Source organism: Psychrobacter sp. ANT_H3, assembly GCF_027919975.1.
Classification (GTDB): Bacteria; Pseudomonadota; Gammaproteobacteria; order Pseudomonadales; family Moraxellaceae; genus Psychrobacter; species Psychrobacter maritimus.
The window spans coordinates 64,157-90,651 of record NZ_JAQISM010000005.1 but is presented as its reverse complement, the minus strand read 5'-3'; the positions used below and the strand labels follow the sequence as shown (position 1 = coordinate 90,651).

At 42.1% G+C, this 26,495-nt stretch carries 20 protein-coding genes; 11 read left to right on the top strand and 9 right to left on the bottom strand.

All coding sequences use genetic code 11. The annotated features are described in order from the left end of the window. Positions 1 to 15: 15 nt before the first annotated feature. Positions 16 to 1,584: an FGGY-family carbohydrate kinase gene (locus PG901_RS04700; RefSeq protein ID WP_271133685.1), complete on the top strand. Its 1,569-nt coding sequence runs from the start codon at positions 16 to 18 to the stop codon at positions 1,582 to 1,584. Between the two features lie 71 nt (positions 1,585 to 1,655). Continuing rightward, a complete protein-coding gene (locus PG901_RS04695; RefSeq protein ID WP_271133684.1) occupies positions 1,656 to 2,153 on the top strand; it encodes a cupin domain-containing protein in 498 nt (165 codons plus the stop codon). A gap of 35 nt (positions 2,154 to 2,188) precedes the next feature. Here the strand turns inward: PG901_RS04695 and PG901_RS04690 are convergent, their stop codons facing one another. From PG901_RS04690 to PG901_RS04680, 3 genes are all read right to left on the bottom strand, one after another. Then, the gene (locus tag PG901_RS04690; RefSeq protein WP_271133726.1) at positions 2,189 to 3,346 is read right to left on the bottom strand and encodes a MalY/PatB family protein; all 1,158 of its coding nucleotides are present in this window, start codon (positions 3,344 to 3,346) and stop codon (positions 2,189 to 2,191) included. A 219-nt stretch (positions 3,347 to 3,565) separates the two neighbouring features. After that, complete coding sequence (locus PG901_RS04685) at positions 3,566 to 4,552, bottom strand: hypothetical protein (protein ID WP_271133683.1); 987 nt, start codon at positions 4,550 to 4,552, stop codon at positions 3,566 to 3,568. Positions 4,553 to 4,569: 17 nt separating this feature from the next. Beyond that, positions 4,570 to 5,376, bottom strand: coding sequence for a crotonase/enoyl-CoA hydratase family protein (locus PG901_RS04680; RefSeq protein ID WP_271133682.1), 807 nt, complete (start codon positions 5,374 to 5,376; stop codon positions 4,570 to 4,572). Between the two features lie 243 nt (positions 5,377 to 5,619). Between PG901_RS04680 and rlmF the strand changes: the two genes are divergently transcribed. Continuing rightward, a complete protein-coding gene (gene rlmF / locus PG901_RS04675) occupies positions 5,620 to 6,672 on the top strand; it encodes a 23S rRNA (adenine(1618)-N(6))-methyltransferase RlmF (RefSeq protein WP_271133681.1) in 1,053 nt (350 codons plus the stop codon). Between the two features lie 118 nt (positions 6,673 to 6,790). Here the strand turns inward: rlmF and PG901_RS04670 are convergent, their stop codons facing one another. From PG901_RS04670 to dnaA, 5 genes are all read right to left on the bottom strand, one after another. Continuing rightward, on the bottom strand, positions 6,791 to 7,399 hold the full coding sequence (locus PG901_RS04670; protein WP_271133680.1) for a manganese efflux pump MntP: 609 nt from the start codon (positions 7,397 to 7,399) through the stop codon (positions 6,791 to 6,793). 140 nt (positions 7,400 to 7,539) lie between these two features. After that, positions 7,540 to 10,125, bottom strand: coding sequence for a DNA topoisomerase (ATP-hydrolyzing) subunit B (gyrB, locus tag PG901_RS04665; protein WP_442966851.1), 2,586 nt, complete (start codon positions 10,123 to 10,125; stop codon positions 7,540 to 7,542). Between the two features lie 608 nt (positions 10,126 to 10,733). Next, positions 10,734 to 11,993, bottom strand: coding sequence for a DNA replication/repair protein RecF (gene recF, locus PG901_RS04660; protein WP_271133678.1), 1,260 nt, complete (start codon positions 11,991 to 11,993; stop codon positions 10,734 to 10,736). Between the two features lie 79 nt (positions 11,994 to 12,072). Continuing rightward, positions 12,073 to 13,248: a DNA polymerase III subunit beta gene (gene dnaN / locus PG901_RS04655; RefSeq protein ID WP_271133677.1), complete on the bottom strand. Its 1,176-nt coding sequence runs from the start codon at positions 13,246 to 13,248 to the stop codon at positions 12,073 to 12,075. Positions 13,249 to 13,437: 189 nt separating this feature from the next. Next, positions 13,438 to 14,883 (bottom strand): chromosomal replication initiator protein DnaA, encoded by a 1,446-nt coding sequence (gene dnaA / locus PG901_RS04650; RefSeq protein WP_201563823.1) that lies wholly within the window; start codon positions 14,881 to 14,883, stop codon positions 13,438 to 13,440. Between the two features lie 622 nt (positions 14,884 to 15,505). Between dnaA and rpmH the strand changes: the two genes are divergently transcribed. The 8 genes from rpmH to PG901_RS04610 all read left to right on the top strand — a co-directional run bounded on the left by rpmH (position 15,506) and on the right by PG901_RS04610 (position 23,055). Then, positions 15,506 to 15,640 carry a 50S ribosomal protein L34 gene (rpmH, locus tag PG901_RS04645; protein WP_007394757.1) on the top strand — a complete coding sequence of 45 codons (135 nt, stop codon included), beginning with the start codon at positions 15,506 to 15,508 and terminating at the stop codon, positions 15,638 to 15,640. 200 nt (positions 15,641 to 15,840) lie between these two features. Then, the gene (gene rnpA / locus PG901_RS04640; RefSeq protein WP_201620258.1) at positions 15,841 to 16,212 is read left to right on the top strand and encodes a ribonuclease P protein component; all 372 of its coding nucleotides are present in this window, start codon (positions 15,841 to 15,843) and stop codon (positions 16,210 to 16,212) included. A 1-nt stretch (position 16,213) separates the two neighbouring features. Further along, entirely contained in the window at positions 16,214 to 16,588 is a 375-nt protein-coding gene (gene yidD / locus PG901_RS04635; protein WP_271133676.1) for a membrane protein insertion efficiency factor YidD, read from the top strand. Positions 16,589 to 16,804: 216 nt separating this feature from the next. Then, positions 16,805 to 18,487: a membrane protein insertase YidC gene (gene yidC / locus PG901_RS04630; protein WP_201563830.1), complete on the top strand. Its 1,683-nt coding sequence runs from the start codon at positions 16,805 to 16,807 to the stop codon at positions 18,485 to 18,487. 205 nt (positions 18,488 to 18,692) lie between these two features. Further along, complete coding sequence (mnmE, locus tag PG901_RS04625; RefSeq protein WP_271133725.1) at positions 18,693 to 20,138, top strand: tRNA uridine-5-carboxymethylaminomethyl(34) synthesis GTPase MnmE; 1,446 nt, start codon at positions 18,693 to 18,695, stop codon at positions 20,136 to 20,138. Positions 20,139 to 20,286: 148 nt separating this feature from the next. Then, positions 20,287 to 20,745, top strand: coding sequence for a transcriptional regulator NrdR (gene nrdR, locus PG901_RS04620; RefSeq protein WP_149490272.1), 459 nt, complete (start codon positions 20,287 to 20,289; stop codon positions 20,743 to 20,745). A 109-nt stretch (positions 20,746 to 20,854) separates the two neighbouring features. Next, on the top strand, positions 20,855 to 21,910 hold the full coding sequence (ribD, locus tag PG901_RS04615; RefSeq protein ID WP_271133675.1) for a bifunctional diaminohydroxyphosphoribosylaminopyrimidine deaminase/5-amino-6-(5-phosphoribosylamino)uracil reductase RibD: 1,056 nt from the start codon (positions 20,855 to 20,857) through the stop codon (positions 21,908 to 21,910). Between the two features lie 470 nt (positions 21,911 to 22,380). Then, the gene (locus PG901_RS04610) at positions 22,381 to 23,055 is read left to right on the top strand and encodes a riboflavin synthase (protein ID WP_201563835.1); all 675 of its coding nucleotides are present in this window, start codon (positions 22,381 to 22,383) and stop codon (positions 23,053 to 23,055) included. Positions 23,056 to 23,304: 249 nt separating this feature from the next. Here the strand turns inward: PG901_RS04610 and PG901_RS04605 are convergent, their stop codons facing one another. Further along, positions 23,305 to 26,298, bottom strand: coding sequence for a response regulator (locus tag PG901_RS04605; RefSeq protein WP_271133674.1), 2,994 nt, complete (start codon positions 26,296 to 26,298; stop codon positions 23,305 to 23,307). Positions 26,299 to 26,495 lie beyond the last annotated feature (197 nt).

Here is a 26,495-nt window from a genome sequence, read left to right as displayed (position 1 = left end):
TAGTTAAGGACGACTATGACCACTACCTTTGATGCACCTATTTATTTCTTAGCCATTGATAATGGTACGCAAAGTGTCAGAGCGCTTATCTTTGATCAGTTTGGCACTGAGATAGCCAAAGCTCGTGTCCCTATTGAACCCTATTTTTCTACTCAGCCCAATTTTGCCGAGCAACATGCCGATTATTATTGGCAAAAGCTAAGCGAGGCTTGTCAGCAACTGTGGCGCACCAGCGCTATAAGCCCTGAGCAAATCGCAGGCGTCAGTCTCGCCACCCAGCGCTATACTATGATTTGCCTCGATAAAAACAAGCAGCCACTTCGCCCTGCTATTGTATGGATGGATTTGCGCCGCGGCGAAACCAACGATATTGGTTTGCTAAGCCCATTAACTAAAATTATCGGTATGGGCGAACTGGTACAAGAGGCACAGCAAAAAGCCCGCTGTAATTGGCTTGCATACCATGAACCAGAGCTGTGGGCAAAAACCGCTCATTACGTCAATCTATCTGCTTACCTGACCTATCAGCTCACAGGCGAATTAGCCGATTCCAATGGTCATGCCCTAGGCTATCTGCCTTATGACTATAAGGCGCAAACATGGCTAAAACCTAAAGATTTTAAATGGCGCTTATTCAGCTGCCGACCTGAGCAAATGCCTAAGATTGTACCGCCAGGTCAGTCACTTGGTCATATCAGCGCAAAAGCGGCTAAAGCCACGGGGATTTTAGAAGGTACGCCGATGATTGCTGCCGCTAGTGATAAAGCTTGCGAAGCGTTGGGCTCTGCCGGTCTGGCAGCAGATACCGCTTGTTTAAGTTTTGGCACTACTGCGACTATCAATACCACCTCGAGCAATTACGTCGAAATCCTTAAGCATATGCCCGCCTACACTGCTGCCGCGCCGCACTACTACAATCATGAGTATATGATTTATCGCGGATTTTGGATGGTTAGCTGGTTTAAAGAGCAGTTTGCTCACTATGAAGAGCAGCTAGCAAAGACGCAAGGCATCGATACCGAAAAACTCCTCGATCAGGCAGTCAAAGATATTCCGGCCGGTTGTATGGGGCTGATGATGCAGCCGTATTGGTCACCCGGCGTCCGTCATCCGGGACTTGAAGGTAAAGGCGCGCTCATTGGTTTTGGCGATGTGCACACGCGGGCGCATGTTTATCGCGCTATCTTGGAAGGACTGGCTTATGAGCTAAAACTGGGCTTTGATACCATTGAAAAGCGCACAGGAAAAACTATCAAGCACTTACGTGTCTCAGGCGGCGGCTCTCAAAGTGACTCAGCGATGCAGCTTACTGCCGATATCTTTGGTATGCCCGCTTATCGCCCCCACACTTATGAGGCTTCAGGCTTGGGCGCTGCCATCAACTGCGCAGTCGGAATCGGCGTCTATCGCGATCATGCGGTTGCAAGTGAGGCAATGATCCATTTAGGCGATGAATTCATCCCTATTGAGGCCAATGTCCAGCTCTACAAGCGCCTCTATAATGAGGTTTATCTAAAAATGTATGAGCGCCTAAAACCTTTATATCAAAGCATTCAAGATATTACCGGTTATCCTGCAAAGTGAATAAAGCCTCTAAGTTAATTTTATTACTTCTATAGACTCAAGCTTAAGATAATAATAACGGAGACTAAGCTATGACTACACCAAAGTCTGCACTCAAAAACACTCAGCATTACGTCCTAACCAAATCCAATATTGAAAACACTCCTGCAACCAAACACGTCCATCAGTTTAACGACAATGCCATTCGCCATACGGTTTCATTAAGTGATATTGTCGGTCTTACCAAATTCGGGCTGCATCTCGTACGTGTTGAGTCGGGTGATGAAACCACGCAACACCACTATCATGAAAATTCAGACGAGTTCATTTATATGCTATCTGGCGAGCTTTCACTACATTATGGCGATGAAGTTTATCAACTACATGCAGGAGATTTTGTCGGTTTCCCCGCACACGGTGCAGCGCATTCTATGCGTAATAATAGTGATACGGACGCTACCTATTTAATGGGAGGCAACAGAACAGCGTTTGATATCTGTAATTATCCAGACATCAAACGCAGAATGTATACTATCCATGGCAAAAAGGAGTTTGTAGACTTAGAGAATTTAGGTCAAATAGAGCCTTGAGAACATTAAATCTCGTCTCGCTTTATAAAGCCTTATTAACCACTAAACGCCGCAGAAACTCGATTTAATCCCTCGCGCAGCAGTGCCTCAGGACACGCCACATTTAGGCGCATTTTAAGATGTCCCTCCGCGCCATATTTAACCCCCGCATTGAGCTCAACCTTCGCCTCTCTTAACTTATCATAGAGCTTCTGATTATCTTGTGCATAAGCCGAACAATCCAGCCAAATTAAATACGAGGCTTCTGGGCGCATAATCTTAATATCGGGCAAATGCTCCTCTAAAAAGGTAATGGTTAACTCTATATTGGCTTCGATATAAGTTAGTGCCTGCTCAAGCCATTCATCGCCCTCTTCATAAGCGCTACGAATGACCTCATAAGCAAATAAATTCAGCTCATACTCGTCATTTAACTGCTGTTGCTGACTGATTTTTTTGATTAATGCATCGTCTTTAGCAAATATCATCGAGCCTTTAATACCTGCTACGTTAAAGGTTTTGGTCATTGAGGTCAGGCTGACGACTTTATGCTCGTAACCTTTTGCTAGGGTTAAAAGAGGTGTAAAAGTATAACCACTTAAGGTTAAATCTTGATGAATCTCATCACTAACAATCGCCACGTCATGCTTTTTGCAAAGTGCCAGTAACGCTTCAAGCTCCTGCCTCGTCCACACGCGCCCGCCCGGATTGTGCGGATTGCATAATAAATATAACTTAACCTTATGCTCGATTATCTTAGCTTCGATATCAGCTAAATCTAACTGATATTTACCGTCGAATTCTTTTAACGCTGACATCACAAGCACGCGACCATTTTGCTCAACCTTAGTCATAAAAGGTGTATAAATGGGGTCATTAACCAGTACCGCATCCCCTACCTCGGTAAAGACATTCATCATCAGTGCCAAACTCGGCACAACACCAGGCGAGAACAAGATGTTTTCTCTATCTAGCTGTAAATTATAACGACTGCCATGCCAGCCAATAATCGCCTCGTACAATACCTCAGTCGGTTTGGTATAGCCCAATATGCCATGCTGCGCAACTTGCTCAATCGCGTTTAAGATAGGCTGGGCGGACTTAAAGTCCATGTCCGCCACCCACAGCGGGATGGTATCATCGCTATAATGCCATTTGACTGACCCCGTATCACGTCTATCTATTATCTCATCGAAGTTGTATTGCACTATCAGTCTCCTAAATTAGGAAAAAAATTATTTTAGAGTAAATGTAGTCATCTCCAATTATTTTATGACGTTTGCATAGATGCGCTATGGGATTGATTCTGTGAAATACTATAAATGTAGTCTAGACATTTGATTATATCTAAGTAAATAGCCAATCTTGGTATCCGCTATTACTGTTTAACCTATAGATTCTTTAGCGTATGAGATTAAATAGGCGTTATTACTCTAACAATCATAGCCTCTATCATTGATAACAACATCAACTGCAAAAAATTCAGAAAAAATGTCCGCATATTTATTTAATTGATTAACATCTATTACTTGATAAATACGAATACTACTTTTAAATCCCTCTATTTTAATCTGCATCCAACAACCACCCCAACCTTTTGCTGGATGTAAGTTATCAATCTGAATACTTTCAATTTTATTAGGTAATATCAAACAAAAATTATCACCCTTAAAGCCTATTACCTCATTTATACTATCAATCCAAATGATATTATCTTCATCATACTTGAGTAAAGCCGTAACAAAGCTTGGTACAGGTTTTATGCAGTAATCATAATAGTGATGATATTGCTCTATTTTAAGCCCATAGCTCATATAATGAATTTTACTAACAGTGCCTTGATGCTGATAATTACTATCTATTAAAATAGGATAAGCATAATCTCTCTTATTATAAATATCTAGGCGAGTACATTTGTCAGGTATCGAATAATTAAGAGCATAAAAAATATCTTTTACGGACAAATTGAAAGAGCCTTCATCCATAATCGTATTATCGGTAATTTTTTGCGCGTACGTCTCATATTTAGAGAGTATTCCTAATAGCCTTGAATAAGTGTCTGTATGTCTTATACCCTCTCTAATATCGACTATATAATGCTGGATTGGTGACGCTAATGACGTAGAGTTCCATAAAATCTTTGCATGATTAAATTTGATATGACCCACTATAATAGGTATATCAAAATGATAAAACTGTACACCATTTATATCTATTTCTAGATGTCCTAAATTAAGTGCTAACAGTTCTGAATACGTCGTATTCCATGATATACAATATGAGGAGTTTTTATCTACAGTGAAGAAATATAGAATATCTGGAGAGATATAAGATGAAAGCTCTTCAAAGTCTGGTTGCCAACTTTTTGAAATTTTTAAAAAACACTTAGTCCATATTGCAATTATTTTTTGCTTCCACATAAATTAGACCTTATATTTCACTTACCCTGAAACTCAGCTTCCCGTCTCTCTACCATCGCCATCGCACCCTCTTTCGCATCTTCTGAATGAAATAAATGCGGCAAATAGCTATGAATATTAGCCAATGCAGCGGCAGTTCCACTACGACTGACATCTTGTGCTGAGGACAGTAACCCTTGTACGCCAAGCGGTGCAGCTTTACAAATATCTTTTGCAATAGTCATTGCTCGTTCGTATTCTTCGCCATTCGCCACTACTTCACTGACCAGATTTAACCTATCAGCAGTTTGCGCGTCAAAAGCTTTACCAGTCAGCAAATATGGCATAGCTTTTTGCCAACCTGCTGCTGCGATGAAACGTACCGTTGCACCGCCAAACGGCATGATACCGCGCTGTACCTCCATTTGTGCAAAGTTGCAGTTATCACTTGCGATGACCACATCACTATTCAGCATTAATTCAATCCCCGCGGTAAAGCACGTTCCTTGTACCGCGACGACGACAGGTTTGCTGCGTAATTTACCACCGATTCCCCATGGGTCAATCTCGTCATCGTTAAAATCAAACGCACCTTTATCCCATTTATCTTGTAGCTCCATCAAATCAAGCCCTGCGGTAAAGTGCTCGCCATGGGCAAATATGAGCGCACAGCGTAAGTTATCGTCGCTTTCATAACACGTCAGTGCTGCAGACAACTGCTTAATCATATGACTATCAAAGGCGTTGCGTTTATCGATACGATTGAGCCCAATCAGGCAGATATAGCCGTCGCTTTCATAGGTGATGCGGTTATCGCTGCTGTGATTATTACTTTCCGTTGTCATATTTTTATCCTTTTAAAGGTATTATTGTCATCTGCTGCGCTTATAAAATAGCCGCTTTATGTTCATTTGGCTTAGTTTCAATATAGACACCCCTATGCTATAACGCAAGGACAGATATAAGCGCACAGGCAGATTGCTATTTTTTATTCGCTATAGGTAATTCGGTCGCAATGGATAAACAGATAGAGGGACGCGAAATCTGCTAAACTGGATGATTATATTCAAACATTGCAGTCCGAAACTATGACCAGTAAGCCCATCACCAATACATCAAACGCCCGTAGAGCAAATGCTAATAATCATCGCAATCGCTCACCTGAGACCGCCAAAAAACTCGGCAAGCTACATCCGCGCAATCCGCATCAAGGTCGCTATGACTTTGCGCTATTGACCCGTGCCCTGCCCGAATTGGCTAAGCACACCATCACCAACCCGAATGGCGAGCCAACCATTAACTTCTCTGATAGTGAAGCGGTACGCGTCCTGAATCAGGCGTTACTCGCTCATTATTATGGTGTTAAATTTTGGGATATTCCAGAAGGCTATCTCTGCCCGCCGATACCGGGTCGCGCAGATTACATCCATTATATTGCTGATTTACTTGCGCAAACCACGCACGTTAATGACGACAATACACCGCCGACTGGTAAAGAAATTCACGCCCTTGATATTGGTACCGGTGCCAGTGCCATTTATCCAATTATCGGTAGCCAAAGCTATGGCTGGCGCTTTACCGCGAGTGATATAGACCCTATTTCGGTCAATACCGCCGCGCTTATTTGCGAGTCTAACCCCAAGCTAAAAAGCGCCGTTAAAGTAAAGCTGCAACCTGAGCCTAAGTTTATCTTTAAAAACATTATCGGTCGTCAAGATTACTTTGATGTGGTTATTTGCAACCCTCCGTTTCATGCGTCATTAGAAGAAGCGATGCAAGCCAATACTCGCAAGCAGCATAATTTGCAACGACATCGCGGTAAGAATGCAAACGAGCAAATCAGCCGCCATTCAACCAAGGCTGGAAATGCTGCGCAAAATCTAAACTTTGGCGGTCAGCATAAAGAGCTGTGGAGTGAGGGCGGCGAGATTGCCTTTTTGACCAAAATGATGAAAGAAAGCCAAGATTTTGCCGAGCACGTTGGCTGGTTTACCAGCTTAGTGTCAAAGTCAGAAAACGTGAAACCGTTACAACTCTTATTAAAACAGCTTGATGTTGCCCAAATGCGCATCATCGAGATGAGCCAAGGACAAAAGAATACCCGTGTTCTAGCGTGGCGCTTTAATACTGACGACGCGTAATTAATAAAAAATGACTGTCTAAAAAACATTTATTTAAAGTTTCACGTGAAACAAAAAAACACCGTTTTGATTACCAAAGCGGTGTTTTTTTATAGAGTAAAAGGTAAAGATTAATAAACTAGCTAAAGAACATCACCTTTAAGCCAATAAGTATAAGTACTAATCCACCTAGCGCTTCCGCCTTATCTTCAAGGTAGGTACCTGATTTCTTACCCAAATACACACCTAAGACGCTAAAAATAGCAGTGATAATAGCGATAATTAAACAGGCTAACCACGCATTAAGCGCCAACAAATTCAGCGTAAAGCCAGCTGCCATGGCATCAATACTGGTGGCAATCGCAAGGGTAAACATGGTGCGATGATTGATATTTTTCTTTAGGCTGTCATTTACAGACACCGCCTCACTATTTATATGCAGCGCTTTATCTACCGCCTCTTCTCCATCTCCTAAAAACACTTCATAAAGCATTTTGCTACCAAGACCGATAAGAATAAATCCACCAATCCAAGGTGCAGCCGCAGCCAACCAGCCTAATAAAGCTGCGCCCAATAAATAACCAATCAGTGGCATCACGCCCTGCGCAATACCAAAATACAAACCCGCATAAATCGCCAAACGCAGCACATAATGACGATGCTGTTTTTGTGATTTCGCCCCTAGCCCAATCGCAACAGCAAACGCATCCATTGCAAGAGCAATGGCAAGTAATACAACTTCAATCATTTTATTCTTCGCTTATTTCTGCTTATTGTCATAAGTTTCACGTGAAACAACTCTAACATTAAAAAACCACCGCCTTGATTGCCAAGGCGGTGGTTTTTATTAATCAATTAATAGTCATTAAGCAACTTTTTATAGCCTATTTAGATATCTAAATTAGATACTGTCAACGCATTCTCTTCAATAAAGATACGGCGTGGCTCGACATGATCGCCCATCAGACAGGTAAACATATGGTCAGCAGCAATCGCATCTTCAATCGTAACGCGTAACATACGACGGTTTTCAGGATCCATCGTGGTATCCCACAGCTGATCAGCGTTCATCTCACCCAGCCCTTTATAGCGCTGAATCGCCAGACCACGACGCGCATCAAGCATCATCTGTTGCCAGAGATAATCAAAGTCACGTACTGGGATGTCTTTAGTGGTACCTGCGGTGGCTTCACGGCGGATAAAGGCATCTTCTGCAAGTAACGTATTCCACTCAGCTGATAAGCGCAGCAGCTTGGTATACTCGCCTGAATTGATAAAGCTGGCATCTAGCAAATAATGATGCGCCAATTGATGCACATAAACGGTGATACGTGGCAACCATTGGGCTTTAGCAGGCTGTGCTTCACCGTCACTATCTAACGTAGCGCCCGCTTCAGGCTCAATGACAGGTTTCATACCCAATAAATCAGCAGCAGCGGCATCCATGTTTTTTGGTTGCGGCGCATGGATATTGACCAGTTCAATCTCAGGATTTAAATCACTGCCGAAGTGCTCAAGCTGCGTCTGTAAAGACGCCTTCCACACTTCCATCGCCGACTTATCATAGGTCATATCAGTGCTAAGCTTTGGCGTATGGGTCAGCGCATCCAATAACACCGCAGGATAACGAATCTGCAAACGCGCTTTGATAAGCTGGGTTTGGTTATAGTCGTTTAACAACGTCTCTAGCGCATGACCAGTAATGGCAGGCGCATCGGCACTGATATGCAGCCTGGTATTATCAATCGTTGATGATAATAAATACGCTTTTAAGGCTTCATCGTCTTTTAGATACAGCTCTTGACGACCTTTTTTCACCTTGTAAAGTGGTGGCTGAGCAATATAAATATAACCACGCTCAATCAGCTCAGGCGTTTGACGGAAGAAGAAGGTTAACAGCAACGTACGAATGTGCGAGCCATCAACGTCCGCATCGGTCATGATAATAATTTTATGATAGCGTACTTTATCAGGATTATATTCATCCGGACCAATGCCGCAACCAAGCGCCGTAATCAAGTTACCAACTTCCGCAGAAGACAGCATTTTGTCAAAACGAGCGCGCTCAACGTTAAGAATCTTACCTTTTAGTGGCAAAATTGCTTGGGTCTTACGGCTACGACCTTGCTTTGCTGAACCACCTGCAGAGTCACCTTCCACAATATAAAGCTCTGACAATGCGGGATCTTTTTCTTGGCAATCTGCCAATTTACCCGGTAGACCTGCGATATCTAACGTGGTCTTACGACGGGTCATTTCACGAGCTTTACGCGCCGCATCACGGGCACGGGCGGCATCGATAATTTTACTGGCAATAGCTTTACCAGTACTTGGATTTTCTAATAAATAATCGTTAAACTTATCGTGCATCGCTGATTCAACAGCAGATTTTACTTCACTTGAAACCAGCTTGTCTTTGGTCTGACTTGAAAACTTAGGGTCAGGCACTTTCACAGAAACAATCGCCGTCAACCCTTCACGCGCATCATCACCAGTGGCAACGACTTTTTCTTTTTTAAATAAGTTTTCACGGTCCATATAGCTATTTAGGCCACGCGTCAATGCTGAGCGGAAACCAGATAAATGCGTGCCGCCATCGCGCTGCGGGATGTTATTGGTAAAGCACAATACTTTTTCGTTATAAGTATCCGTCCACTGTAGCGCCACTTCGACACTGATGCCATCATCTTGCTCACTGACAAAATGAAAGACATCATTAATGCCATCTTTACCAGCATTGATGTAGCTGACAAATTCTGACAAACCGCCTTTATGTTCGAACTCATGACGCTTATCGATACGCTCATCCGTTAAGACGATGCGCACACCTGAGTTTAAGAAAGACAGCTCACGTAAGCGTTTGGCTAAAATATCGTACTCAAAGATAGTACCGGTAAAGACATCCTTACTTGGGTAAAAACGAATTTGCGTACCGGTTTTATCCGTCGCTTCCATCTGCTGGATATCGCCGTCTGGTACACCATCGGTATAAGTTTGATGATAATGATAACCTTCACGCCAGATATTCATCTCAAGCGTTTTAGATAAGGCGTTAACAACAGAAACACCGACGCCGTGTAGACCACCCGATACTTTATAGCTGTTGTCATCGAATTTACCACCCGCGTGCAGTACGGTCATAATAACCTGTGCTGCCGACACCCCTTCTTCTGGATGGATATCCACAGGGACACCGCGGCCGTTATCCATGACACTAACAGATTCATCTTCATGAATAATGATGTCAATTTGGTCACAATGACCGGCCAACGCCTCATCAATCGAGTTATCCACCACCTCAAAGACCATGTGGTGCAAGCCGGTACCATCGTCGGTATCACCGATATACATACCAGGACGTACGCGCACCGCTTCTAACCCGCGCAATACACGAATATCTTTGGAGCTATAATCAGAGGGTAATCCTTCAGGGGCGGCAGCGGGGGCAATAGTATCTAGAGCGTTGTCTGGCATCATTTGCTCGTGGTCGGTAGGTAATGAATCACTCATGTGCATTCCTTAATCTAGCCATCATCAGCTATTTGTCATCAGCTCACCACGACGGCGATACTGAATGACGTTATCTTAGAGTTAACGTTTAGGGTTAAAATATTTAGTTATAGTATTCGCTAAAACGTTATCAGATGTCGTTTAAAGGCTTATAAAACAGGGTTAAAAAAGCAGCTCTAAACATAGCCTGTTTTTCAATCACTGTTTTTCATATTCGCTTCTACTTTTTTTACCCATCATTAAAGCGGAGTAAAATTAAGCGTATAATTATCAAACACTTATATTCTTATAAGTGTTTAGCAACCTTTAAAAAATACTGATAAAAATTTGTAAGATAACTTGCTGAGAATAGGACAAAAATAAAGCTCTATTTTAGCATTTTTTCGTCGCTAAGTCACTGTTTACTGACAGTTTTATCGATATTGAGCAAGTATTTTGGGATGGTCATTACTTTGCTAAAAATATAAGCAATATAATGATAATTGAGGGGAAATATAAGTAACATGCGCTAAGAGTTAAGCGCAAATTCAGCTGATATTGGTCATTGAAAACGACTTTTTATCAATTGTTGTTTATAAAATTGTCAAACTTCCTTGTTTCACATGAAACATCTTAGGTTCTGACCAATACTCATGCACCAACGGTAGAATATCTTCGGTTAAGCTGGTCATAAACACCTGACATGGCAGCTGCGCTAACGTCGACAATAAAATATCTATCGCCCTATCATCTAGCTCTGCCGTGATATCGTCTAGCAGCACCACTGGCGTGGCTCTTGATTTAATATGGCTGTTGGGCACGTTGGGTACGGTATCACTATTACCGTCCTTTTCTATAGCAAGAGGGGGCTTTTCGTCATTAAGCAATAACGGCAATTGTGATAAACGTAAGGCGGTGATTAACAGCTTTTTCTCACCGCGAGACAATACATTAGCCGCTTGTTCTTTTAAAATTGGTAGTTTGGTATTGAGGTCTGTGTTTGCGGTGGGACTCGAATTAGCGTCCTTTTTATCGTCACTGGTCGTTTCTGATATATCGATAGAGCGCCAATGCACATGAATATCAGCGCGGTGGTTACCGATACGCGTATAACCCAGTTGTAAATCTTGTTCTAAGCGCTCGTTAAGCTGCACCTCAAGCGCCACACTGGTGTCATAGCCGGCATTATAGCTCAGACTTAATTGCTCAGCGTAGGCAGGCAATAATTGCGCGATACTCTCAGCAAAGTAAGGCTGCCATTCTGTAAAGATACGCTCACGATAATGATGAATAAGCGCAGCATGGTTACTGAGTCCTTTATCCCATGATTTTAGCTCAGCAAGCTGTACTTGGGTTAAATGGCGACTCTTTTTTAGTAAACTATTGCGCTGTTTTAGCAGGCGTTGGTAAGCCACCCATTGGGGATGAAACCCTTGTTTCATGTGAAACACTAGCCAATCTAAGAGCTGCCGGCGACTGGCACTACCCTGCTCTAACATATCCATCGTCGATGGATCTATCAGTAGCGTGGGTAGCTGTTCAGTTAAAATGCTTTGGTTATAAACCGTGGTTTGATTCAGACGTAGAACCGTTGTCGCATCGGCTTGCTTTTGGATAGCTAAGGTACTGCTATCATTGAGCCTAGCATGCACTGTTACTGCATTTTGATGGTGTTGGATATAGCGTTTAGGCTGATGATGACGAAAACTTTTACCTCTTGATAGCAAAAATATCGCTTCAAGTAAGGAGGTTTTGCCACTACCATTTGCGCCAATAATGACGTTGCAAGCAGCAGACTGCAGACTCACTTGGGTTAGATTACGCAGGTGTGAGATTTGTAGACGTTCAATCATAACAGTGACAGCCGCCTATATTACCACCTATTAATTAGTAGGCAAAAGTTTATTGATTAACACTTATAATAATATCAAACTATATACGCATTGGCATAATGACATACTGGTGGAACTCATCGTTGAGCTGATTAACCAGTACCGAGGCATTTGATTGGCTCATATGCATTTGCAAATCACCTTGAATCACACCTAAGACATCTTGCAGATAAGCGGCATTAAAAGACAGCTCCATCGGCTCGCCTTGATACTTCGCTTGTATCATCTCGACTGCTTCATCTTGTTCAGCGTTATTGGCGCGTACTTCTACCATACCATCGCTAGCAAAGTTAAATACTACGCCGCGAGACTTTTCATTACTCAAAATCGCTACACGGCGCAGCACATCGGTCATTTTTTCTTGGTTAAACAACGCCAATTTATCGGTATTACTTGGCATAACGCGGCGATAATCCGGGAATTTGCCATCGATAAGACGCGCGGTAAAGGTCACCATTAAGTTATCACTCACCTGCCCTGTACTATCGACATCACCAAACGGCAAGCTTACTTGCAAGAACTCACGACCGAAGCTTAGTGTGACTGCGTTGTCTTTATCACCCAGCATCTTACCAAGCTCAGAAGCCAAGCGCTCAAGCTCAATCACAGCTTTACGCGGTAAAATCGCCTGCATATTTAAATCAGCACTAACGTCAATAACGCTACGCGCTAACGCCAATCTATGGCCGTCGGTGGCAACCGTAGTCAGCTGCTGCTGTGAAACATCAAACAACATACCCGTTAGATAGTAACGAACATCTTGAATCGCCATTGCAAACTGAGTTTTATGAATCAAATCCGTCAAACGGCTACGGCTAATGATTAAAGGTGTGATATTTTCAGGATTACCAAGACTTGGATAGTCTTCGCTAGGTAATGTCCCTAACGTGAAACGACTTTTGCCACTGGTCAACAAGCAACGCTCGTTTTCTTGCGTGGTAAGATTGACTTGCGCTTGCGACGGCAGTGATTTGCAAATATCTTTAAGCTTAGTCGCAGGTAACGTCGTTGTACCGGATTCAATACAAGCACCGGCAGGCAATTTCAACGTCGATGTCAGCTCTACTTCTAAATCAGATGCGGTCAAAATCAGCGCTGATTCAGACAACTGTAGCTTAATATTACCCAAGATAACCATATTATGGCGCTTATCAGCAGCCTTGGCGATCAAGTTAATAGCTTTTAGTAACGACTCTCGATTAATCGATAATTGCATGCTTAGTTACTCTTGTTTATTAGTTGCTCTTATTAAAAGGATTTTTTATGGTTTTAAATTATATAATTTTAAAATAATGGCTTAATAATACCCTGTCTACTAACGATAATCCATACAGCTTGTGTCTACTGATACTCAAAGTATTATAAACCATATCTGCTTATGACAACATTGCGATAGCACAAGCCTCTAACCCGCTTGCAGCATCAAAGCCAAGGTTTTGTAATCCTTATCAAACGCCGGATCGGCAGCGCGTAGCTCATTTACTTTATCACAAGCATGCATCACGGTCGTATGGTCGCGTCCACCAAATGACTGTCCAATCTCAGGAAAGCTCTCACTCGTTAGCTCGCGTGACAATGCCATCGCTATTTGACGCGGTCTTGCGATACTGCGCGTACGTTTGCGTCCCATCATATCTTTGATTGTAATATCGTAATATTCAGCAACCACTTTACGAATATTGTCCATATTTACGGCTTGCACGCGCATCGCAACGATATCTTTTAGCGCGTATTGCACCATCTCAAGCGTAATGGGCGCGCCCGTAAGATTGGCATTGGCAAATACCTGATTGAGCGCACCTTCTAAACGCCTGACGTTAGAAACCACATTTTGAGCAATAAATAAGGCACATTCTTTAGGGAGACTCATTCCGTACGATGCCGCTTTTCTCTGTAAGATTTGTACACGTGTATCAATCTCAGGAGGATCAACCGCAACCGTCAAACCCCACGAAAAACGCGACCTAAAACGTTCATCAAACTCCGTCATCTGTGATGGATGGCGATCTGATGCCAAAATCAGCTGTTTATCACCACTGGTAAAATCTGCAAATAATGTCAAAAACTCATTACTACTTTTTGTCTTTCCTGCTAATACGTGAATATCATCTACAATTAATAAATCTACTTTTTTTATTTTCTTTTTAAAATCTTCTATTTTATTATTTCTTAATGAATAAACTAATTGATTAATAAATTTTTCAGAAGTGAAATAATAAAAACTTAGATTATTTTTTAAATAGCGATGCGCTACAGAATGCATTAAATGCGTTTTTCCCAAACCAGAAGGTCCGTATATGAATAAAGGATTGTGCCGATTTTTTGATTGGCGTTTTCCAAGTTCATAACAGGCCTTGTAAGCCAGGTTATTGGACTTACCAGTGACAAAGGTTTCAAAGGTGAAGTCAGGATTTAGATAGCTTAATGATTTGGCATCGGCAGACTCGATCAGTTCTGCATGACGCATATTGGCATCAATATCTGCTCTAGCAATATTATTATGCGTGGTTTGAAAACTGTGATCTGCCGGGGGAGGGGAGGGCTTATCGTCTTCAAACAATGAGCCTGACTGTGATTGATGGCTGTCATCCATGTCACGACCCGCATTATCAACACGAACAATCACCTCTTCGATACTACCTTGGCTATGTTTAGCGACCAGCTGTTGGATATCTTGCAGATGATTCTTTTTAATGTAGGTCACAAAGTAATCATTAGGAGCAAGAATAATCAAGCTATTGGCTTCTTGATGCGCCGATAATGGTCTTAACCACATCGTAAAGACGTTGTCTTTAACGTGATAACGTAAGTCATTTAGGCATTTATCCCAAATAGTTGCTGTATCAATCATGAAAAGTACTAACCCCATAGTCCAAAATAATTGGTCAAAAGAACAACTTTTTTATTGTTAAAATCACTGAATCTTTACCTATAGAGTGAATCGTTTCTTACCTAAGAGACTCTATGGTGAGATTACTTAAAACCATACATCAGCTAGGGGGCTAATCTAACACAAACGGCCTGTGGATAACACCTTGTTTTTTGTGGATAAGACTGTGGATAGTTTTGTGGATAAGTAAACAACACGAGTTATCCATATTTCACCCACAGGTTATCCACAACCTTACCCATAGTCTAATATTTTGATATTAAAGGAAAAAACTGAGTTAGCCACAGATAATACAGCTCCCAATAACAACAATACTTATATATATTAATAGTTAATTATTATAGAGACTGACAAAAATTGTGGATAACTTTTAAAATTCAATTATCAAAATAGATGTTTTCAGTAGGTAGATTGGTATTAGAAATCAGTGTTTTTTAACAATGAATCATTGAAAAGACTATTTTCTCTGTTATAAAACTTATCTGTATAAACACAGACTTAATTAGTTTATTGACCAAGATACTATGCGGTGGTATAATCCTCCGTTATTACGAATTTAGTCCATTATTTTGATAGGTGAGTTATGAAACGTACATTCCAACCAAGCGTGATCAAGCGTAAACGTACTCACGGTTTCCGTGCTCGTATGGCAACTAAAAAAGGCCGTCAGGTCTTAGCTCGTCGCCGCGCTAAAGGACGTCATCGCCTTACTGTATAATCAGTAGATTGCGATAAGCATGGCTCATAGTGCTTGTTGTGTTTCTATTATTTATAGATTGCGATCGTCAATCATCACAACTGACACTTAGCCATATATTAAAAGCGCCCACATCGGCGCTTTTTTTGTCTCTATACTTTATGATTATTTCTACGCTACTATTTCTGCTATTGTTATCAGTTCTTATACTAGGTTGTACTATGTCTAATACTGTTTCAGCGCCACCTAATGCTCGCTTCACCAAAGCGCAGCGCTTACTCACGCCTGCAGCCTTTCGTGAGGTGTTTGATGCACCTGAGCGTAAGCTTCATCAGAGCCATCTAATGGCGTTTGTGCGTACCAATACCCATGAGCAGCCTCGAGTCGGTATGGCCATTACTAAACGTAAAGTGCCTACTGCTGTTGCGCGAAATTTAATTAAACGTCAAGTACGTGAACAGTTTCGCGTAAAAGCTAGTAACTTAGAAAATAAAGATATTGTTTTTATTGTTAAACAATCTATAAAAGGTCTAAGTAATAAAGAGTTGATTAATGAGATTAATAATATATTTAAAAAAATAGAAAAAAAATAAAATGAATTATTTATTAAAAATAATAAATAAGATTTTCTATAATTTGTTTTATTGTTTTATTATATTTTATCAAAAGATAATTAGTCCTATATTACCTGCTCGCTGTCGTTATTATCCAACTTGCTCAAATTACGGTAAACAAGCTTTAGCATGGCATGGCGTTTGGTCAGGTAGTTGGCTGTTATTAAAACGTATTGGTCGCTGTCATCCTTTGGGCGGACATGGCATTGATTTTGTGCCGTTACCTTTATCCACTTATTATTATCAATATTCAGCCCCTATCGCACTTGCTGACGTCAGAGGGCAAGGTTTATATGTTTTTAGAGATACGACAAGCTATGTTTCGCGCCTAAATCATATGATGAAACGGGCCTAAATCTTATTAGCGACAGGGCTGTTGTGGATATCTATTTAGTTACCCACAAGTTATCCACACTCTTGGTATCATTTAGAGTGGTTTTTTAGTAAAATGATGAACATTTTATGTGATTGACTGCTGATATTGCCGCTAGGAATACGGGTTAATACTGTGTGGTGGTCATGACACATGCCTGATTTTTCATTCCCTAATTTTTTAATCTAGGAAAGGTTTATGCAAAAGATATTTCGGGTGATGATCATCATTGCGATGCTAATCACCGCTTATCTGCTGATTTTGGCATGGCGAGATGATTATGCCGATGCGCCAGCTGTAGACACGGTGCCAAAAACTGCAACATCGGTAGGAGCGGATATTCCTTCGACCAGCGGCGCAGCAGGCGACATTCCGGTACAAACGTTACCAGTAGATACGGGTGCGGTAGCAGCAACGCCTGCTGCTAATACCGGTCTTATCACGGTAACTACCGATCGCTATGACATCAAAATCAATCCAGAAGGCGGCGATATCGTTTATGCTGCACTAAAGCAGTATGATGCGACGCTCGATAGTGATAAGCCTTTTGTGTTGTTAGAAAATAATAGCAATCGCGTTTATGTCGCACAGTCTGGTCTGATTGGTCAAAATGGTATCGATACCGCAGAAGGCCGCGCTAAATACAGCCACACTGCTAACAACTATGTGATGGAGAAAGGTCAGCAAACGCTGTCAGTACCGCTTACGTATAAAAAAGACGGCGTAACGGTTACTAAGACCTTTACCTTTACCCAAGACAAATATCCGATTGATATCAGCTATCAAATTCAAAACGCTTCTGCCAATGCCTGGCAAGGGCAGATGTTTGCACAGTTAAAACGTGATGATAGTAAAGATCCTGGGATGTCTGATAAAGGCGCGCTAAGCATGGCGACTTATTTGGGCGGCGCTTGGGGCACACCTGATGACCCTTATAATAAGCTAAAATTCGGCAAGTTTAATGATGGTGAATTGACCACGACCAGCGATAAAGGTTGGGTTGGCATCGTACAGCATTACTTCGTATCTGCTTGGACGCCGGAAAACTTTACGGGTAAATTCTTTAGCCGCGAAACGGGTGATGAGTATTTTATTGGCTTTAACAGCCAACCTGTCAATGTTGCGCCAAATAAGCAAGTGACTTTGAATGCAACCTTATATGCTGGTCCAAAAGTACAGTCTGAGCTCAAAGAAGTCGCGGTAGGCTTGAATCAAACCGTCGATTATGGCTTGTTATGGCCAATATCGAAGATATTATTTGCCGTTTTGGATGGTATTCATAAGGTTATCGGCAACTGGGGTTGGTCAATTATTTTACTGACTATCTTAGTGAAAATTGCCCTAATGTGGTTCTCGAATAAGAGCTACTATTCAATGGCAAAAATGCGTGCTATCGCGCCACGACTAGCGGCATTGAAAGAAGAGCATGGCGACGATCGCATGAAAATGTCGCAAGAAATGATGGCAATTTATAAAGAAGAAAAGGTCAATCCGATGGCGGGTTGTTTGCCAATTCTGATGCAAATGCCAATTTTCTTAGCGCTATATTGGGTGTTGGTTGAAAGTGTTGAGCTGCGTCATGCGCCTTGGATTTTATGGATTCGAGATTTATCAGCGATGGATCCGTGGTTCATTTTACCATTGCTCATGGGTGCGTCGATGTTTGTACAGCAGCAGCTAAACCCGCAGCCAGCTGATCCAATGCAAGCGAAAGTGATGAAGTTTTTACCGATTATCTTCACCGCATTTATGTTGTTCTTCCCAGCAGGTTTGGTTCTATACTGGACTGTGAATAACTTATTCAGTATGACGCAGCAGTACTTAATCAACCGCAAAGTTGAAGAAGAGCAAAAACGTCGTACTGTTAAAGTTCTGGACTAAGCAGCTTATTGATTGATAAAAACCATCGCTCCGGCGGTGGTTTTTTTTGTGCTAAAAAATGGCGTTTTACTCCATTGATAACCGAGGAAAATAGGCATGCGTCACGGTTTTGAAAATTGCTCATTCAAGTTTGCTTTGTCAGTGTGCATCAAGCCGTCTATAATGGGGTTTTTGCTTATTGAGAGTGATTGTGGATTCTTTAGAGATGGCACTAGCCGCCGATAATTTAGATGAGTCACCTAAAAAGTCTAATTTATCTGGCCTTCCAACCATTGCGGCGATTGCCACACCGCTTGGGCGAGGTGGGGTCGGGGTTATTCGTCTGTCGGGCGCACGTGCCTATGATATTGCTTGTCAGCTTACGGGTAAGTCGGCTTTTACACCGCGTATGGCCAGTTTTTGCCGTTTTTATCAAGCTGATGGTACGACCATTGATGAAGGTTTGGTGCTTTATTTCAAAGGTCCGCACTCGTTTACCGGTGAAGACGTCATTGAGTTACAAGGTCATGGCGGCATGATTTTGCAAAATCAGCTGTTAGCGCGGGTGTTTGAATTGGGCGCAAAACAAGCGGGCGCAGGGGAGTTCTCTTACCGTGCTTTTGATAACGATAAATTGGATTTGGTGCAAGCAGAAGCTATCGCTGATGCTATTGATGCCACCAGCGCCGCCGCTGCCAGTAGTGCGATTCGCTCGCTTAGCGGTGAGTTTTCACAAAAAATTAATCAGTTACTTGAACAGTTGATTCATCTGCGCTTGCACGTTGAAGCAGCGATTGATTTTCCCGATGAAGAAGACGTTGATTTTTTATCTGATGGGGTTATCCAAGATAAGCTTGAGCAGACGCAAGCTAAAATACAGCAGGTATTAGCGACTGCCAAGCAAGGTCAGCTATTACGCGATGGCATTCATGTAGTCCTTGCTGGTAGACCCAATGCCGGTAAATCAAGCTTGCTGAATCGCTTAGCAGGGCAAGAGCGTGCTATCGTTACCGACGTTGCTGGGACAACGCGCGATACCCTACAAGAAACCGTCGTGCTGAACGGTTTGACGCTGCATTTGACCGATACCGCAGGTTTGCGTGAGACTGAAGATACGGTCGAGCGTATCGGTATTGAACGTGCCCGTACCGCTATCACGCAGGCTGATATGCTGCTGATGGTTTATGATGTGACTCGTGACCTTGAAAGCCACAGCACACCATTACAGTTGGCTGAACAGCTATTTGGTGAGTTGCCAGAAGCCAAGCGCTTACTGATTATTGCCAATAAAAGCGATTTATTAAACGATAGCAGCAGTAATGAGATAACTTCTATTTCGCAAGCAGAAATCAAGAGTCGCGGCTACGAACAGGTCAATGTTTCATGTGAAACAGGCGCGGGTATTGATGACTTAGTCGAAACCTTATGTGCTAAAGTAGGTTTTCATCCGCCAGAAAATAGCTTAATCGCCCGTACGCGTCATTTAGATGCGTTAAGAAGAACGGCTGAATATTTAGCAGAAGCTCATGAGCAGCTGACAGTTTTTAAAGCCGGAGAGTTAGTCGCAGAAAGCTTACGCCAAGCGCAGCATAGTTTGGGTGAGATTACGGGTGAATTTAGCGCTGATGATTTATTAGGTAAGATTTTTGGTAGCTTCTGTATTGGTAAATGATGTCATTATTTATGTCTTTAAGTTGCTTAGCCTCAAATTGCTTAGCCTTAAATATGTTTCATATCAATCATTAAATCTATTGTTCAGATACCATTGTTTATGCCGTAATTTCTCCTATAGCGCTTAATATTAAGACAAGGAATAGAGTATGCATTGCCCCTATTGTAATGCGTCAGATACCAAGGTTATCGACTCACGGCTGGCTGCTGAAGGCGCGCAGGTGCGTCGCCGCCGCTCATGTAATAGCTGTCAGGAACGCTTTACGACCTTTGAGGTGGTAGAAGTGGTGATGCCGCGTATTATCAAATCGAGTGGCAAAATCGAACCTTATGATAATGATAAATTGCGCCGCTCGATTTTATTACCCTTACAAAAACGCCCGATTACCATTGATGAACAAGAAGCGATGATTAGCCGTATTGAAAAACGCGTACGGCAAATGGGCGAGCGCGAAGTGAGCAGCAAAGTGTTGGGTGAGATTATCATGAGTGAGCTTAAAACCCTCGATGATGTCGCTTATGTGCGCTTTGCCAGTGTCTATCGTGACTTTCAAGATATCGACGCTTTTCATCAAGAGATTGCCAATATCCGTCCTAATGAAAAATAAGCATGACTCATGCTAAGTGTTTAGCCTGCTTGCAAGTTTATATTTCTTACTCGCTCTACTCTATAAAATCTTTAATAATAATTATCAATCATTGATTAAGTCCACCTTTATGCCAAACTCAAATCATTCTAAAGATGCCAAAGACCGCTATTTTATGATGCTTGCCATTGAGCAGGCCAAGCGTGGTTTGTATACGACGCGTCCCAATCCGGCTGTCGGCTGTGTGATTGTGCAAGTAGACGAGGTAGTGGGTCAAGGTTTTCATCCTAAAGCGGGGCAGCCGCATGCTGAGGTTTTCGCCCTAAAAGATGCCGGTACGCGAGCCATGGGTGCAACTGCTTATGTGACTTTAGAGCCTTGTAGTCATACTGGGCGCACACCGCCTTGCGCGCGTGCACTTATTGAATCCGGTGTAAAACGTGTCGTCATCGCTGGTCTTGACCCTAATCCTCAAGTGGCTGGTCGCGGTGTGAAACTGTTAGAAGAAGCGGGCATAGCCGTAACCGTTGGCGTGCTAACCGCGCAAGCAGAAGCCTTAAATAAAGGCTTTTTAAAGGCGATGCGCAGCCAAATGCCTTATGTCAGGCTTAAGATTGCCACCAGTATTGACGGTCGTACGGCCATGGCGTCTGGAGAGTCGAAATGGATTACGGGCACGGCTGCGCGTGAAGATGTACAGAAACTACGCGCCCAAAGTGGCGCTATTATCACGGGTAGCGAAACGGTCATCGTTGATAATCCGCAATTAAACGTACGCTCAAACCAGTTGGGTGTCGCGCCTGAGCAAGTGCCGCCGCCTAAAGTAGTGATACTAGATAGGCGAGGGCGACTAAAACACGATTTGCAATCTGACTATCAGCTATGCCGTCGCCCAGATACATTATATTGGCGGGAAGAGAATTTAATCGAATTATTAAAAAGCCTAGTGCGTGACTATCAATGTTATGACGTACTGGTAGAGGCAGGGGCAAGTGTCGCTGGTAGTTTTTTACAACAGCAACTGGTAGATGAGCTCATTGTCTATCAAGCGCCTTGCTTATTAGGCACGCAAGCACGACCTATGGTTGCTATCAATCCGTTATCGTTAGCGCAGCAACTACGTTTCGATATTCACTGTCATGAGCAATTGGGCGCTGACCTTAAGCTTACCCTATACCCTTTATAAACCTTCTGACAGATACTCTTGTTTTTCAATGTTTTATCCACAAGATTAGACCTATTGATAGGGTATGTGGATAAACATAGTGGTTTAATAAAGGTTTCACATGAAACTGTGTATAACTTTGTTTCACATGGAACTTATTAGTGGTTATTGACAATAGTGTTTATAATTAATTTATTTTAAATCAATAACTTAGGTTTTATTTTCATCTTTAACGAATAATTAGTAAGAAATAAACTTTCTGTGGATAACTCTTTAAATACCAAGGTTTTAACCCTGCTATATCCTGAATTATCCTTAGTTATCCACAACTTATCCCATGATTCTTCTTATTCTCGCTAGGTTTATAATAAACGTCATAGCTAGCATAAAGTCTAATAGTTGCCATTATTGACGGATTGATTCACATGAAACAATAGGCTTAAATAATATATTCTGCCTTTAACGGCAATAAAAAATGAAAAGAGGTTGATATGTTTACCGGAATTATAGAAAGTGTCGGCAAAGTAAAGTCTATGCAGCCGACTGGCGGTGATATCCGTCTAACGATAGAATCTGACGGTTTGGATTTTAGTGATGTAAAACTGGGAGATTCGATTGCTTCTAATGGCATCTGTTTGACCGTGGTCGAGTTTGGTAGTAATTACTACTCTGTTGATGTTTCACGTGAAACGATTGCTCGTACGGCTTTAGCGGAATTAAAGCCAGGTCATATCGTGAACCTAGAGAAAGCAATGTTACCGACCACCCGTTTTGGCGGGCATATCGTCGCCGGTCACGTCGATGGCGTAGGCGTGGTTAGTAAGCTGCAAAAAGATGCGCGCTCTATTTATATCGAAGTTGAGATACCACACGAGCTGGCGCATTATACGGCGACCAAAGGTTCTATTACCCTTGATGGTATCAGCCTAACCACCAATTTAGTACGTGACAATATCGTTGCGCTGAACATCATTCCGCATACCGCGCAAGTGACCAATATAGCGCAGCATTGGTTGCTAGGAGCTAAGGTCAATGTAGAAGTGGATATCGTGGCGCGCTATTTAGAGCGCTTGTTGAATAAATCGCAAGCAGATAGCTCAAATACAAGCAGTCCACAGAGCAAGATTACCGAGGCGTTTTTGGCAGATAATGGTTTTATGAAATAACGGCTAAAGTCTAAATTTATAACTGTCCTTCTGGTGATTTAGCTGTGATGCTGCTTTAATAAGGCTGGCAAATATTGCAAACGCATACTAGAGCGTGTCTTCAATTTAATCGATGGACATCTAAATGGTCTAAAAATGGCCAAACTTCGTCAAATAGCTGGGTAATATCCCGATATTAACTGCACTATTTTCCTTGTTTGGCTACAATTTATCTCATTTTTATCACCGTTTTTAAAATGAGGACACGCCCTAGCTTTTAATAAACGTTTGCAAAATCTCTTGTAGTTTAAGTTTATTAATAGGCTTGGCTAAAAACTCATCCATGCCAACTTGCAAGCAGGCGCTGCGATCCTCTTCGGTATTATTTGCCGTCAGTGCCACGATAGGAATATCATCCCCTTGCGCACGAATCGCTTGGGTCGCTTGTAGTCCATCCATCACTGGCATTCGGCAGTCCATCAAAATAAGCGCAATTTCTTGGCGTTGTTCTTTTAACTTATCTAACGCTTGCTGCCCATCTTCTGCGACCACACTACGATAGCCAAGTTTCGCCAATATTTTACAGGCTATTTTTTGGTTGGTTAAACTGTCTTCTACCACTAAAATTAATGGCGCCAGAGTTTCGCTGTTAGCTTCATCTACAGCTGTGACTAATTGGCTACTATTTTCTTGGGTATTTTCTTTAGTGTCCTCTTCAATATTTTCTGGTTGTATCAAGGTTTGCCTAACATCCAAGGTCAAACGCAGTAATTCAGAGAGTAACAATGCCACATCGATTGGCTTGTTTAAAAAGCCGTCACACCTATCTAATAGCATAGACGGAATACGGCGTTCAGCTTTCATGCTAACCAATATCTTGGGCAACGTAGTATCGGCAAGCAAACTGTTTAAAGCCTGTTGTCTATCGATATAAACAGACAGTTCATCTTCCGCTTTTTTATGCAAAGCTGCTATATTTTCTGTGTTTATGATTTTTATTTTTTCAAAGTTTATATCTTTATCACTGGCTAAGGCTTGATTGGAAAGCGCGATATTTACCTCTTCATAGTATTCATAATCTAGCAGCAAGATAGGGGCGAGGCTCTGCTTCTCTTTTGCTAACCTCTCTCTCAGTTGCTGTAGCGTGCTTCTGTCTATAAAAGTCGAGATGGTGGCTGGTATCGATAAATAGGCACATAAGCGGCGCAGATAGTCAGCTCGCAGCGGTTGTTTGATTACAGCAAGCAGATGAATCTGGGTCAGATGGGGATTAAGGTGGTAGACCGGCTGATAATTTGGCCGCTTGCAAGGCAGGTAAAGATTAAAAGTACTGCCTTTAGCTACCGTGCTTTTTATTTCAATAAAACCACCCAATAAGCGCGCAAAACTATTGGCATTATTTAACCCGAGCCCTTTTTCAGTGCTGTTATTTCGAATGTAGTTAAGATTCTGGCTTTTGCTTGGGTTATTGGCTTGGTTGCTATTTTGGCTTTGGCGGTTATTTTGATTATTGTTCTGATTAAGATAAGTCAATAGTTGGTGTTGCTTTGCTATATCGATGCCTATACCGCTGTCTTTTATACTAAATCGAACCCAATCATGTGCGGCATGACTGGCGTTTTCTTTATTAATTTCAGTGTTTTCAGGCGTGTTAGTATCTTTATTTATGTCTATCAAAGTTCGGTTTTTGATGGACAATACTTCTGTATTGCTCACCGTATCAATGGTCAATGCCACGTAGCCAGCCGTGGTGAATTTGACCGCATTGTCTAGTAAATTTCGTAATATTTGTTGCAGGCGTTTATGGTCGGTATCAATGCAACGCGGGCTGTCCGGTATAAAAAAGTAAAGCAGCTCTAGCCCTTGGTTTTTCGTCCTTTCTACGACTGATTGACTGACTTCTTGCCCAAGTTTATACAGGTCAACCGCCTCAATATTTAGGCGGGTTTTCCGCACCTCTATCTCACCGATATCTAGCATGTCATTAAGCATGGTAAGCATCGAATGACTGGTTTGAATTAAAATTGTGACAGTTTTATTTTGTTTAGCGGTTAAGGTGCTAGGGTCAATCGGCTCTAAGGTGTCAATCATCGCCTCTAACGGCAGGCGTAAATCATGGCCCATCGTCGATTTAAGGGTATTAAACTCATCAAGTTGGCGTTGTAGCTGCTGGTTTCGTTGTTGTAAGTCCGCGCTTTGATTGACCATCTCATTGATATTATTCAGCAGTACCGTAAAGCCATGTACTTGCCCGTGCTCACCAAACCACGGGGTAATATGCAATTGATAGGCTTTTTTATTATGTAATCCATACACCAATAAGGTACGAGTGACACGCAGCTCTACCAGTTTATATAATAGTGCCTGAGTTGTTTCGTCTTCTGCAAAGACAAAATCCGTCAATTGATAATTGCTATCGCTTTGAAAGGGCGTTGCAAATACTTGCTCAAAACGCTGATTAAAAAAGCTGATTTGACCATGTCTCATAATCATCAGCATGGGCAGCGGCGCATGATCAACCAAACGCTCGAGACGATGTTTTAGGGTGGTAATGCGTCGGTGATTATTATGCAGCTGATAACTGATGCGGCTAAGTGCGTGCCCTAAGCGTAAAAACTCAGCCGTGGTTTTCTTTTCAATAAACGGCGGCGTGATGTAGGCATCTTTGGCATGGCTGCTTAACTCATCGGTATAAACGAGGAGCTGTTCCCAGTTAGCACGGCGTTTGAGCGTATAGAGTAATGCCATGGTAAAAAACATAATGGCTATCATTAAAGGCAGCCAATAGCGATACGATATCCAATTGATATCGAGCGGCTTATGACGCAAGATGGTATAAATCTTATGACTACTTTCAAGCTCAATGGTGCCGATTAAGGCATTATTGTTTACCGTAGAGGCACTATAATGATTGCTACTAGAAGGCAGTGAAGCGATGACCTTGGGAAAGGTAATACCCCTAAACTCACGCTCATTAGGACGGGTATGACGATGTATATAAGTCTGTCCAGATGGCATCATAAAAATCAGCTGATAGCTGATGTCTTTTAAAAACGGCTTTTTTAAAACCTTTTTAATATCAGTATTGTCAGGGTTGGTAAGCTCAGAAATCTCATACTGCAATGCATAAAAGCTCTCTATGCTGTCTTGCTTATTATCCTGCCTTATCTCATAAAACATGGTGAAGTAATACACTGACAACATCGCCAATAATGTCAGCGTATAAAAAATCAGCAAGCGTTGTAGAGACTGGAACTGTTGCATAAAAGCATGACCCTAAATCGACCGTAAGTCGGTGTGATGGCGCATCGTAAAATAATGATAAATCTGACAGATTTGCTTGGTGTGGCTTATTTGATGAATAAGTAGCTGAGCCTGCTTACTATTATAGAGATAAATAGCACCATTAATAGCGCTGGATGGCTGCTATTACAATCATGGCACAACACCACAAACTCACC

Coding starts and splice junctions, on each gene's coding strand:
- PG901_RS04685 (WP_271133683.1), bottom strand. CDS start 4,552: ATGTGGAAGCAAAAAATAATTGCAATATGGACTAAGTGTTTTTTAAAA.
- dnaA (WP_201563823.1), bottom strand. CDS start 14,883: ATGATTGATACAGCAACTATTTGGGATAAATGCCTAAATGACTTACGT.
- PG901_RS04670 (WP_271133680.1), bottom strand. CDS start 7,399: ATGATTGAAGTTGTATTACTTGCCATTGCTCTTGCAATGGATGCGTTT.
- rlmF (WP_271133681.1), top strand. CDS start 5,620: ATGACCAGTAAGCCCATCACCAATACATCAAACGCCCGTAGAGCAAAT.
- PG901_RS04695 (WP_271133684.1), top strand. CDS start 1,656: ATGACTACACCAAAGTCTGCACTCAAAAACACTCAGCATTACGTCCTA.
- nrdR (WP_149490272.1), top strand. CDS start 20,287: ATGCATTGCCCCTATTGTAATGCGTCAGATACCAAGGTTATCGACTCA.
- mnmE (WP_271133725.1), top strand. CDS start 18,693: ATGGCACTAGCCGCCGATAATTTAGATGAGTCACCTAAAAAGTCTAAT.
- yidC (WP_201563830.1), top strand. CDS start 16,805: ATGCAAAAGATATTTCGGGTGATGATCATCATTGCGATGCTAATCACC.
- yidD (WP_271133676.1), top strand. CDS start 16,214: ATGAATTATTTATTAAAAATAATAAATAAGATTTTCTATAATTTGTTT.
- PG901_RS04680 (WP_271133682.1), bottom strand. CDS start 5,376: ATGACAACGGAAAGTAATAATCACAGCAGCGATAACCGCATCACCTAT.
- gyrB (WP_442966851.1), bottom strand. CDS start 10,125: ATGCCAGACAACGCTCTAGATACTATTGCCCCCGCTGCCGCCCCTGAA.
- PG901_RS04605 (WP_271133674.1), bottom strand. CDS start 26,298: ATGCAACAGTTCCAGTCTCTACAACGCTTGCTGATTTTTTATACGCTG.
- PG901_RS04700 (WP_271133685.1), top strand. CDS start 16: ATGACCACTACCTTTGATGCACCTATTTATTTCTTAGCCATTGATAAT.
- ribD (WP_271133675.1), top strand. CDS start 20,855: ATGCCAAACTCAAATCATTCTAAAGATGCCAAAGACCGCTATTTTATG.
- dnaN (WP_271133677.1), bottom strand. CDS start 13,248: ATGCAATTATCGATTAATCGAGAGTCGTTACTAAAAGCTATTAACTTG.
- PG901_RS04610 (WP_201563835.1), top strand. CDS start 22,381: ATGTTTACCGGAATTATAGAAAGTGTCGGCAAAGTAAAGTCTATGCAG.
- rnpA (WP_201620258.1), top strand. CDS start 15,841: ATGTCTAATACTGTTTCAGCGCCACCTAATGCTCGCTTCACCAAAGCG.
- rpmH (WP_007394757.1), top strand. CDS start 15,506: ATGAAACGTACATTCCAACCAAGCGTGATCAAGCGTAAACGTACTCAC.
- recF (WP_271133678.1), bottom strand. CDS start 11,993: ATGATTGAACGTCTACAAATCTCACACCTGCGTAATCTAACCCAAGTG.